Below are 12,481 nucleotides of genomic sequence, written 5' to 3'. Positions count from 1 at the left end.
GGCGATTCTCAAAAAATTGATTTATGGAGTAATTATTTCTTAACGATTACTTTAGATGTAGCCTCAAAACCAAGACCTTGTACCTTCACCATATAGGTTCCGTTGATCAGGCCATTAGTAGAAACCGCCTTTCTGGCAACCGGTGAAATCTTATCTTCTGAAGAAACCAGTTTTCCAGACATATCATAGATCTCAAGGCTTACTTTTCCTATGGTACTGCTTGGGAAGTTGATATAGAATTCGTCTTTAGCAGGATTCGGGTAGATAGAAATGGTATTTTTAGCTGCTTTTACCTCTTCTGTTGACAATGCAGAACATCCTTCCGGAAGGGCAAAGCTTTCTGTCTGGTCATTAATATTGGTTGAAGATCCGGCTGTAGCCAGTGATCCTAAACCTCTTTTAGCAAAAACTCTCCAGATCATACATTTGTCCACGCCTCCTGTTGTTGCCAATTCAGCCTGAAGGATTGCATTTCTTCCGTCGATAAACGTTGGATTACATGCCTGAAGTTTCAATGCGTCTGTCACCAACTGAAGTACTCTGGCGCTTCCGCTGGTAGCATTAGCCGTTACATCAGATGCATATCCGTATTTCTCAACGTATTTCCAGTTAAGGTCCCAAAGCATGGTTGCCCAGACAAATCCGATAGAGTGAACATCCGGAACAATAGCTGATCCGTTGTTGTATTCCATTCCGTTTGTTCTGCCATACGTATAATCATTCACCGCGAAACTCGGTGAATATTTAGCCGGTCTGATCCCTGAACCCGCAGTAGTCTGTCCGCTGGCGTATGTTCCGATTGCTCTGGCTACTGTAGCGTTATCTCCCGGTCTGTTGGTCAGCATCAATGCAAAGAAATCTGACCATCCTTCACCCATCTGCTCTTTATCGGCATTTGAATTTAAACAGTTATATCCTGTTCCTGTCATTCTGTTGGAGATTCCGTGACCGTATTCATGAGCAACGATACCGTTATCAAAGCTACCGTCATATTTTGTATCTGCTCTTAAATCAACATTTACAGTGGTAGGTGTAGCTAATTTTCCTTTGATATATTCACCTTCAGCATTCGTAATTAATATGGAAGGTATGGTAACAGTAGGATCGGCACCTCCCATATTTCCTAACGTAGCCCCATTGGTAGCATTGTTATAAATAATGGCACCAATAGCACCAGCATTTTGCGCATTTTTTACTTTTACCGTAAAACCGCACGTTCCACCTCTCTCAACAAGACCAATTTTCCCTGCCAATTCTCCGGCAGTTAATGCTGTACAGCCATCAATAACACTGGCCAATTTAACATCTCCGGTTATTCCTATATCATTTAAAGCAGGTCCGAACTGAGCAACTCCTGCATTCACAATACGGCCCACTGCATCAGATGGTGCTTTGTAGAATAATTTACGGTTTGAACCCAACCAAAGATACATCTGCATTACCGGGTTGTAATTATCCATATAAGAAGCGAAATTGGCATTATTAAAGCCTCCTCCGTCTTGTGACTGTGCAAAAACCTCATCATCATCCAGACCTCCGTTCCCAAAATTATTGCTCTGGAAGTTTCTTGCAGATTCAGTAAATCCGAATTTGTAGAAAACATCGTGCATCATATTACTGATATAGAACAAGTTGGTCGTTGCTGCTGATAGATTAAGATAGGTCAGAGCATTCGCATCGTATGCAAAATTGAAATTCCTTGTTGCCCCTCCATCCGGAGATACCCCGAAAGTCTGCTCATTGGCATCTTTATCATCGTAAGCATACACGTTATTCCCTCTTGTAGTGGTGTAATGAGTCGTTACGTTGGAATGCCATCCTTCCGGTGAGGAAGCAAGAATCCATGGATTGTTCACTATAGCTCTCGATCCGAATGTCGGTGCTTCTACCGGTAAAGGGAAAATGTTATAAGAGGCATTATCCGGTGCCAAAGTAACGAGGTTATTTGTATTGAAACGGTAGGCACTTTCAACCTGTGGCAATGATGCCATTGTATTCTCGTCATGGGCGTAGGCTCCATCATGGAAATTACATGAAAGGTTTAAATTCAGTTTGTTTAGAATTTTACCTGTATTGGCATCAACAAGAATATTCCAGTGATTGGTTGTTTTTGGCTCATGTAAGATGTATTCATACGCAAGTCTAAGATTCTGGCTATCATCTGTAGTATATACCAGTCTCTGCTTCGCTGAAGTATGCTTATTAGCTCCTTTTTCGAAGAATGCCATGATCGGCAGCTCCGAAACATTCTCAGTCCCTAAATCATCAGCTATTCTCTGTAATGCTGCTTCTTTTGTAATCGCTGCAGCAGCAGAAGTAGATACTTTATAATCTTTCAAAAAGTTATCTGAATAATAAACAACTTTATTATCTTTAACTAACACCGTTCCTGCAGAGCCATAAACCGGTATCCCGTTGTAGGTTTGCTGGAATTTTACAACATTTCCGTTCATTGATTTTGACACATCAATATTGTCAATGACGAAGTTGGTAAGATCGTTCTTTTTATATTCTCTGATCTTGTTTTGAGAAATATAATCTTTAACTAGCTTCTCGTTATCTTGTGAAAATAAAGTAGAAGGAAATACTGCGAATGCAGCAAATAAAAGAGGTAGAGTTATCTTTTTCATTTTTACTAATAAAGGCGCTAATTTACAAATAATTCACAATTAACATCATTTTTTAGTAAATTATTTCAAAAAATAAAATACTTTACGAAAAAGACTCTCATCACAGGGATTTTTATCAATTCTACAATTAAATAACAATAGGCCATACAAAAAAAAGTTGCCTCGAAAGACAACTTAATTTTTTTATTTTTTGATTATTTTTTCTGAATATATTTCGTTCTTATCATTGATAGCATTAACAATATATACACCTTCTTTTCGGGAACTGATGTCGATGTCTATTTCTTTTTCATTACGCAGTATTTTATTGTACACTGCATTTCCCGTCAAGTCTCTGATCTCAAGCTTTCCTGACTTAACTTCTTTATTCAGAATTACTTTGAATAATCCATCAGTAGGGTTAGGAGTAAGCTTGAACATCTTTTCTTCTGATGGTTTTGCTGTCTTTAATACCGGGCAATCCATGTTAATGTCATAATCAAAAAACGGATAATTGTTCCATGCATAGGCTACTTCAGTCTGACCGTTATAAGAGTATTCCATTGTTAATTTGAATTTCTGAATTCCAGTTGCTCCACCATTTACAGCAGCATCAAAGTCTGAAGGTAGTGGATAATAGACAAAATAGTTGCCAGGCCCGAATGAAGGATTATACGGCACAGGAAAAACCGTTCCCGACTGTAAGCCTACCAGTTCTAGCTTGAGATTTAATAAGGTAGCCCCGGCCGGAAGATGATGATATCCGCCAACACCTTGTGTATATCCTATACATTCTCCCGGCTCGTATCTGAAATCTACAGTTCCCATACCATTTGTCTCGCATATATTTTGTGCCAGATCTCTCCAGTATTCCATTTCACCAGGGAAAACTTGAAATCCATTAGGCCTGTTAAAATATAATCTTGGAGTTACGTTAATATTAGGATCTCCCTGAACAGGTTCTACCGGTCCGGAATATGATCCCGCACCATATGAGGCAATAGCTGCACCAGCCCTGATTGCTGACATCACTGGACTGGTGTGAATCATTGTAAACCTTGCACCCCTGTTGTATTTGAACTTCAGTTCATTCAAAAATGCTGCAGTAGTACCATAGCCCGGACTGCCAGAATTCACAAGATAAGTGCCTGTAAGTGCATTGCCCAGATTTCTCATTGCATCAGTAAATACAACTACTCTAAGATCACTCACCAGGCCTAAGGTTGTCTGAGGACTTACAATATTAGCATTGGGATTTCCGTCAAGTGCATCACCAATCATTCCTAAGGATTCATTAAAAAGATCTCCAAAATCCAGACGTCTTTCAAAATTCTGGGCGACAAACTGATCGCTGGTAAAATCGGATTCGATATAAATCATGGGCTTATAAGTCCCACTGGTATCCCCATACTTTCCTGTTCCATACTGTACAACAGCTACTCTGCTTTTGTTATTACAAGCCAAAAGCTCTTCCATCAGCTTAATGGCACCCCGCCTCATATTAGCGTATTCATCAGCGGTGATGGAGCTTCCGTTATCCAGCATGATAATGTAATCAAGACCTTGTGCTTTAAGTCCACTCCATGACATCATGAATGTCATGAATAAAAATAAGAATGTTTTTTTCATGGTTATTATTTAAATTTAGTTGGCTAAAAATAATATTTTTTCCCTATTTGATGAAATATTTTAATAATAATCAAGTAAATTAAAATAATTTATAATCAAATTACACCAAAAAAGTAAAAATATCAACAAATAAATAAAGTTCAACCATCATAAAATCAAGACCTTACGTCGTAAATACTGATTCCTCATAGAAACAAAAAAAGCCGCTCTTACGAGCGGCTTCATATATTCAAATAGATTAAGGATTATTTACCTTCTTCCATTTTTCTTTTCAATTCTGCTAATGCATCGATATCTCCAAGAGTTGATCTTTCTTCGTTGTTTGAAGAAGAAGATACGTTTCTAGAAGAAGAGTCTTTCATATTTTTCTTCTCTTCGTCTCTGAAGATTCCAGTATGAGAAACTACTACTCTTTTGAACTCTTTGTTGAATTCGATTACTTTGAACTGAGCATCTTCACCTTTCTTGATTTTAGATCCATCTTCTTTCTCTAATAATCTTGATGGGCAGAAAGCTTCAACTTCTACGTCTTCGAACTGTACAGAAGCTCCTTTATCGTGAACTTCTACAGCTTTACCAGCGTGGATAGTACCTTCAGCATATTTCGTTTCGAATTTATCCCAAGGGTTTTCAGTTAACTGCTTGTGACCTAGAGATAGTCTTCTAGCCTGGATGTCTAATTCAAGAACGATAACGTTTAATTTATCACCTACTGCACAGAACTCAGATGGGTGCTTGATTTTCTTAGTCCAAGAAAGATCAGAGATGTAGATTAATCCGTCGATACCTTCTTCTAACTCTACGAATACACCGAAGTTAGTGAAGTTTCTTACAGTTCCTACATGCTGAGATCCTACCGGATACTTAGCTTCGATATTTTCCCATGGATCTTTAGATAACTGCTTGATACCAAGAGAAATTTTTCTTTCTTCTCTGTCTAGTGTTAATACTTCAGCTTCTACTTCATCACCTACCTTCACGAAGTCTCCTGCAGATCTTAAATGAGTAGACCAAGACATTTCAGAAACGTGGATTAATCCTTCTACACCTGGAGCGATTTCTACGAATGCACCATAGTCAGCAAGAACTACTACTTTTCCTTTTACTTTGTCTCCAACTTTCATGTCAGCAGAAAGAGCATCCCAAGGATGAGCCTCTAATTGCTTCATACCTAACTGGATTCTTGTTTTCTCATCATCGAAATCAAGGATAACCACTTTCACAGTCTGTCCGTCCTCAAGGATTTCAGATGGGTGGTTCACTCTAGACCAAGAAAGGTCTGTAATGTGGATCAATCCATCTACACCTCCTAAGTCAATGAATACACCGTAAGAAGTAATATTCTTAACAGTACCTTCAAGAACCTGACCTTTTTCAAGCTGAGCGATGATTTCTTTTTTCTGACCTTCGATATCTGCTTCGATCAATGCTTTGTGAGATACTACTACGTTTTTGAACTCAGGGTTGATTTTCACAACTTTGAACTCCATAGTTTTACCTACGAACTGATCGTAATCTTTGATTGGCTTAACATCAATCTGAGAACCTGGTAAGAATGCTTCGATTCCGTGTACGTCAACGATCATACCTCCTTTAGTTCTAGACTTAACAAAACCGTTAACGATTTCTCCAGTTTCGTGAAGTTCGTTTACTCTATCCCAAGCTTTAAGCGTTCTAGCTTTTCTGTGAGATAACTGTAATTGTCCAGTTTTGTCTTCTCTTCTGTCTACCATTACTTCAACATCATCACCTACTTTCAGGCCTGGGTTGTAACGGAATTCGTTAAGAGAAATAACACCTTCAGATTTGAAATCGATATCAACGATAGCTTCTTTATCCGTTAATCTTACAACTTTACCAGTGATAACGTCGTTATCGTTCAAGCTGCTAAGAGATCCGTTATAGATTTCTTCTAAATCGCTTTTTTCTTTTCTCGCATCTGCATCAAGACCTGATTCGAATGAATCCCAATCAAATTGTTCTGGTGCTACGTTTTGGTTTAATAAAACCTCTGCTGAATTTGTCTCTTTTGACATTTTCTAATAAAATTTGTATTCCTTCTTTTTTAATGGTCTGAATAAATGTGGATCTAAAAAATACGGAAGTAATTAATTTTTAATATTTTACCTTTTCAAACCTTTCACACAAAAGTGGGTGCAAAGATATGAATTTTATTTTATATTAACAATGGATCTCGCGCTCTTTCTTATTAGAAATCAAGGAGAAACTTAATTTCAATGTAATACATTCATTTTCTGAAATGTTTTAATAGAAATACACATATCCTTCAAAACCATTAACAAATAAACAACCCATGCAAAAAATATTTCTCCTGTTCGTCATCAGCATACTTTCATCCGGTATGAATACGGTAAAAGCCTGTACTATATTTTCATGTTCAAGAGGTGGAGAGACATTCGTCGCTGCCAATGAAGATGACATGACTCCTTTTACAAGAATCTGGTATAATCCTGCTACGAAAGACCGCTATGGATCCGTCAGCTTCGGAGCTCCGGATATGCAGACCGCCGCTGCCATGAACGAATACGGTTTGTTCTATGATTTTGCAGCAGCCAATTACGACCTGAGTAAGCTGAATCTGAAAAATCCTTACCAGGGAGACCTGATGTGGGAAATTTTAGGAAAATGTAAAACCGTAAAAGAAGCCATGGTGTATTTAAAAAAATATGACTACGCCATCTCTGCTAAAGTTCTACTGGCGGATAAAGAAGGAAACTCCATCGTAATCACTCCCGGAAAAATCATAGAAAAGACCGGTGACTTTCAGGTGAATTCCAACTGCAATATGATTAATGGAAAACTGTCTTGCAGGAGACCGGACATCGCCAATGAAATGCTTGCCGCTTCCAAGGAAAACAATATCGGGTTTCTGAAAAGCATTTTAGACAAAACCCATCAGGAAGGCGAACTGAACACTCTATACTCTACCATCTGCGATCTTAAAAAAGGAATCATCTACGTGTATCTTTTTCACGATTACAATACCGTTTATAAGATTGATTTAAAATCTGAACTCAAAAAAGGCTACCGCATAGAAAACCTGGCAGATCATTTTCCTTCATCATTTGCTTATGAAAACTTCTCCAAAAATCATTCTCTGTATCTTAAAGAATCTATTTTCCAGGAAATACAGGATAAAGGCGCAAACATCACCATCGACCGCTATATTGCAGAAAGCGAAAAACAGGATCCGAAAAATAAAAATCTTGACCCAGCCCTGCTTGAAGTAGCTTTACAGCTGATTAAATATTCTTGGAACGAACACAATAGCGGCGCCATGTGGGATTACTGGTTCAGCAAACCTAACGGTTATGACATCAAACCCTACAAAGACGCCCGTCTGACCTCTGCCGAAAAACTTCTGCAATACCTCTCCACCAAAGAAGAGAAGGATCTCAAGCTCCGCAATTTCATGTACGAAATGTCAGGTTTCATCAATTTCACCCAGGGAAACAAAGTTGCTGCTAAAGATTTTTACGAAAAAGCTATTGCCAATACTACTGAAGCTTATCCTGTTACTTTATTGAGGGGGAAAGAGATGCTGAGTAGGTTGAATATCAGGGATTAGGGATTAGGGACTGTGCCGAAGGTTGAAAGGATTGTCCTTTGATTTAGTCAAGAGCTAAGCAACAAGATTCCACGTGCCAAACATCAGATATTACAGGTCAGACATCAGATTTCAGACAAACAGATGCAAAACATGATATATCTATAAACTAGCAACTGAAACCCTCAAACTCATAACCCTCATACTCGAAACTCGCACCCCGAAACCAAACTCACCCTAAAACTCATAATTCATAACTCTCTCAAACCCTCAAACTCCCCCATTCCAAACTTGCCCTCTAAATTTACTACCTTTGCAAAATGGAATTAGAATCAATTTATCAAAAACTGCAGATTCAGGACATGAATCAGATGCAGAAATCTACATATAAGACTACTGAAAACAATACGGATGTTGTTTTGCTCTCTCCTACAGGTTCAGGGAAAACGCTGGCATTTTTATTTCCGGTTCTTCGTAACCTTAAAAAAGATGTTCAGGGAATTCAGGCTTTGATCCTGGTTCCGGCAAGAGAACTGGCATTGCAGATTGAGCAGGTTTTCAAATCGATGGGAACAGATTTTAAAGTGTCGGTGTGTTATGGTGGTCATGATAAAAAAATTGAGGTCAATAATTTAATTGAAGCGCCTGCCGTTTTAATCGGAACACCAGGAAGAGTGACTTACCATTTAAGAAATAACAATTTTGATCCTAAAACGATTAAAACTTTGGTTTTGGATGAGTTCGATAAAGCGCTGGAGCTGGGCTTTCATGAGGATATGGAATATATTTCAGGTTCGCTGAGAGGGCTTTCCCAAAGAATTTTAACCTCAGCAACAGCAATGGATGAAATTCCACAGTTTACAGGTTTAAAAAATGAAAAGATCATTGATTTTCTAAAATTAAGCGAAGTAAAACCGGATATTCAGCTGAGAAAAGTAATGACTATTTCTGAAGAGAAACTGGATACGTTATTTAATTTAATCTGTAAAATCGGAAATAAAAGAACGCTGATTTTCTGTAATCACCGTGAGGCTGTAGACCGTATTTCTGATCTGCTGGCTGAAAAAGGAATCGACAGGGAAACTTTCCATGGCGGTATGGAACAGGACGAGAGAGAACGTGCTCTTCTGAAATTCAGAAATGATTCTGCAAGGATCTTAATTACCACGGATCTTGCATCCCGCGGACTGGATGTTCCTGAAGTGGAATCTATTGTTCATTATCAGCTTCCTCCGAAAGAAGATGCTTTCATCCACAGAAACGGACGTACTGCCAGAATGAATGCAAAAGGCTTCGCGTACCTGATCATGACTGAAGATGAAAACTTCCCGTTCATTAAAAGCAATACCCCCGAAGAAAGTGTAAAAGATTTCAATAAGGTTCCTGAGAAAACACCTTTCCAGACGATTTACATCAGTGCCGGAAAAAAAGATAAGGTGAATAAAGTGGATATTGTAGGCTATCTCATCAAGAAAGGAGAACTGCAGAAAGAAGATATTGGCATCATTGAAGTGAAGGATACGACTTCTTATGTTGCTGTTTCCAGAAATAAGGTAAGCTTTGTTTTAAAGAAATTAAGTGCTGAAAAACTGAAAGGCAAGAAAGTAAAAATGGAGGTTGCCTATTAAGCGAATTCACCTATCAAAAATAAAAATAGAGGTCAGTATTGTACTGGCCTCTATTCGTTTTATACTACTACTAAAAAAATTTATTTAATGATAAGCTTTTGGTTGTATGCTCCTTTTGGTGAATTGATGTTGATCATATACACTCCTTTAGAAACATTCAAGTTGAATTCTTTGGTGAAATCTCCATTACTTTGGTAAGCATCGGAAGAGATCAGTCTGCCTGAAGAATCGAATACAGTCACTTTCATTTCTCCTTTTATATTTCTGGATTTAATGAAGAACTTCCCGTCACTTGGATTAGGATAAATTCTGATGTCATCTGCCAGTGGAGAAGAAGTTTCCTTGGTACCCAGAGTTTTTGTCTGCTGCGTACATACCTCAAGAGACCATCCTGTAATAGATCCTGCACTTCCAGGATTATTATCTGAAGCAAAGAGTTTCCATTGTCCCTGAGCTTTATGTCCTTTAAAAATAGCTAAAGTTTCATAAGATTTCGTCTCACCCTGAACCGGTGAAGCACACACCACTGCATTTCCGGCATCACTGAATGACGCGGTAATTCCTGAGTTTGCATTACAGCTTCGGTTCCAAATCAGTGCGGAAGATCCTACAGGACTTTCAATTCCTATAGACAGATGTCTTACGTTGGGATGAGTAACAGCAGGAGTCACTTTAATTCTGGTAATAGTTCCCGTATTGTTTACCATTAAAGGAACCGTAACTATCGGTGAAGAAATATTTCCTCCGCCCGGGCCGTCCGTAATAGCTACAGGACTTCCATTGTAAGTATAGGTTGTACAAGCCTCATCGGTCACTGAATAATCAATAACAAAACTTGGGCTTACGGCGTAATAAACATTCCCTACAGCTTCTATTAAAACAAAAGCATTGGCTGAAGAAGAACCCGCAGGAACCGTCACCTGCTCACTTCCGTCATTAGCTGTATTGGCTGCGATAGTGGTAAAAGTCAGACCACCGTCTGTAGATAATTTAATATTAACATTGGCTGTATTGATAGGTGCTGCGTTGGTAGCCGCCACATCCCAGGTTACATTAAATGATGTTCCCGAAGCCAATGACTGTCCGAAAGCAGGAGCAGTTACTTTAAAAGGCCCTGCAGCTGCATTTACAGTTACAACGGATGTTGCCTGTCCTACCTGTGGTTGTACAGGATTGTTGTTTCTGACAGACATATTAAAGCTAAGCGGTCTTCCTACATCGGAAACCGATTCCCAACGCGTCGTAAGTACTCCTGACAAAACAGTGTTAAAGTCAGGGAAATATCTTACCGGAGAAGTGGTAGGGGTCTTTGATCTGAAAGTAGGCCCCGAAGGTTTCGCTGCATAGGCAAATGAATTGGCCCCCATCTGCGCCGTAGCAGCCTGATCTGTCTGTTCTATGGTATATGTATAGGAAGCACTGCCTGCATCTGTAGTCGTTCCTTTCAATACAAACGGAGTGGATTTTGGAATCGTGTAGTTTCCTCCCAGGGTAACCGAAGGTGCAGGATTGGTAAATGGCGTATTTATACCGCACGAAATATTGGCTACTCTGGCCTTTACCTGATTGATACTATTGATATGGTAATAATCATTGGAATTAAACTGAACATCTAAGTTTCCTCCTATAATTCCTGTGTATGCCATAATGGTACTTCCACTGGCCGGCTCTACCCTCTGGTTGGCCTGACCTGTGTGGGAAGTGTAAGTATGTCCCGCTCCCATCTGGTGCCCCATTTCATGAGCAACATAATCGATATCATACGTATCTCCTTCCGGAAAATTACAGGCTGTCCACCCTCTTCCCGGCTGAGCACCGCAAAGAGCATCTCCGTAAGCGGCTCCATTGGCATCTTTTTTATCTAATAAATGCCCCATGTCAAAATCAGAAGCACTTAATACGGTTATGATTCCGGCATTGGCTTCATCAGGACCCGCCCCCACTGAATATGGATCGGTTGCTGAATCCAGAAATATCACCGCATCATTATTGGCTATCAAATTAAAATGGATGGATAAATCTTTTTCAAAAACACCATTCATTCTGGTTAAAGACGCATTCATAGCCGATAGAATGACCGCCTTTTTCTGTGCGTCCGTAGCTGTGGCAGGAGTACCCGCAGTTGTCAGATGATACTGTGCATATTCTCCGGTACAGGACAATGCCATTCTGAAGACATTAAATCCGGCCGCTTTCTTATTGACTGCACCATTGTTGTATCCTGCATTTTTTTCTACCATTTCAGCTGCTGAGCATTCAAAAGGTTCTTTATCGTGACCTCTTCTTGCTTTTGAGTCGAAAACCGCATATACAGTTCTGTCTTCGGTAAAAGGTTCTATGAATTCAGAGATACCGGAACGGATAATCATAGATGAAAACCCTACCGGAGAAAGGCTGAACCTTAAAACGACAGACGGATCTTCCACACCTGTTCCTACATAAGATTTGATATCCGGATATTTAGCCTGAAGCTCGGGAGCCATATTTGAAAATTCCCAAACCTGGAATTTTTCCAGTTTTCCATTAGCCGCCGGAAGTGAAACTATCACTCCCTTGTCATTGGCAAAACGTGCAGGAGCCTTTTGCAAAGCTTGTTTCAGTTGATCTGTATTTAAAGAATACAATGCTGAAAATTCCAGTTTTTCCTGTGATTTCTTGACTTTCTGCGATCGCAGTTCTGTTTTTGTCCATTGTGATGATCCTAAAAACGGGACCAGTGACAATGCAATGAATAAGTAAAATTTCATATCTATAGTTTTGAATGTGTTATGTTAAAATTTAAATACACATATCATTTTCGAGGATATAAATCCACGATTGATCTGTATTTTAAAAAATCTTTTAAGCGTTTTACAAAAAAAGCGAAAAATTCAATACAAAACACACACAATCAACAATATAAAATGTCATTTTTTAACATTTTTCATAATTAACAGAAATAATACTTAGTAAAACACAATTAGACTTATTATTTTTAATCAATTCAATTATAAATAAGAATAAAATTCCAAACCATTCTAAATTACTAAAAATCAACGCCCTCTTGA

Annotated in this window: 6 protein-coding genes; 2 read left to right on the top strand and 4 right to left on the bottom strand. The window is 38.9% G+C overall.

The window, feature by feature from the left end:
* Positions 1-32: 32 nt before the first annotated feature.
* The 3 genes from BM143_RS09700 to rpsA all read right to left on the bottom strand — a co-directional run bounded on the left by BM143_RS09700 (position 33) and on the right by rpsA (position 6,274).
* Positions 33-2,630, bottom strand: coding sequence for a T9SS-dependent M36 family metallopeptidase (locus tag BM143_RS09700; protein WP_090024289.1), 2,598 nt, complete (start codon positions 2,628-2,630; stop codon positions 33-35).
* Between the two features lie 183 nt (positions 2,631-2,813).
* Positions 2,814-4,238: a T9SS type A sorting domain-containing protein gene (locus BM143_RS09695; RefSeq protein WP_090024288.1), complete on the bottom strand. Its 1,425-nt coding sequence runs from the start codon at positions 4,236-4,238 to the stop codon at positions 2,814-2,816.
* A gap of 245 nt (positions 4,239-4,483) precedes the next feature.
* On the bottom strand, positions 4,484-6,274 hold the full coding sequence (gene rpsA / locus BM143_RS09690; RefSeq protein ID WP_034726429.1) for a 30S ribosomal protein S1: 1,791 nt from the start codon (positions 6,272-6,274) through the stop codon (positions 4,484-4,486).
* A 278-nt stretch (positions 6,275-6,552) separates the two neighbouring features.
* Here rpsA and BM143_RS09685 point away from each other — a divergent pair, with 278 nt between their 5' ends.
* Positions 6,553-7,827, top strand: coding sequence for a C45 family peptidase (locus tag BM143_RS09685; protein ID WP_139222015.1), 1,275 nt, complete (start codon positions 6,553-6,555; stop codon positions 7,825-7,827).
* Between the two features lie 299 nt (positions 7,828-8,126).
* A complete protein-coding gene (locus BM143_RS09680) occupies positions 8,127-9,434 on the top strand; it encodes a DEAD/DEAH box helicase (RefSeq protein ID WP_047448529.1) in 1,308 nt (435 codons plus the stop codon).
* Between the two features lie 80 nt (positions 9,435-9,514).
* Here the strand turns inward: BM143_RS09680 and BM143_RS09675 are convergent, their stop codons facing one another.
* Positions 9,515-12,181 carry a zinc-dependent metalloprotease gene (locus tag BM143_RS09675; protein ID WP_090024286.1) on the bottom strand — a complete coding sequence of 889 codons (2,667 nt, stop codon included), beginning with the start codon at positions 12,179-12,181 and terminating at the stop codon, positions 9,515-9,517.
* Positions 12,182-12,481: the final 300 nt, after the last annotated feature.

It is taken from the genome of Chryseobacterium oleae, assembly GCF_900115055.1.
Taxonomy (GTDB): Bacteria; Bacteroidota; Bacteroidia; order Flavobacteriales; family Weeksellaceae; genus Chryseobacterium; species Chryseobacterium oleae.
Note: the sequence above shows the minus strand (reverse complement) of the source record. Positions and strands in the feature narration are given on the sequence as shown.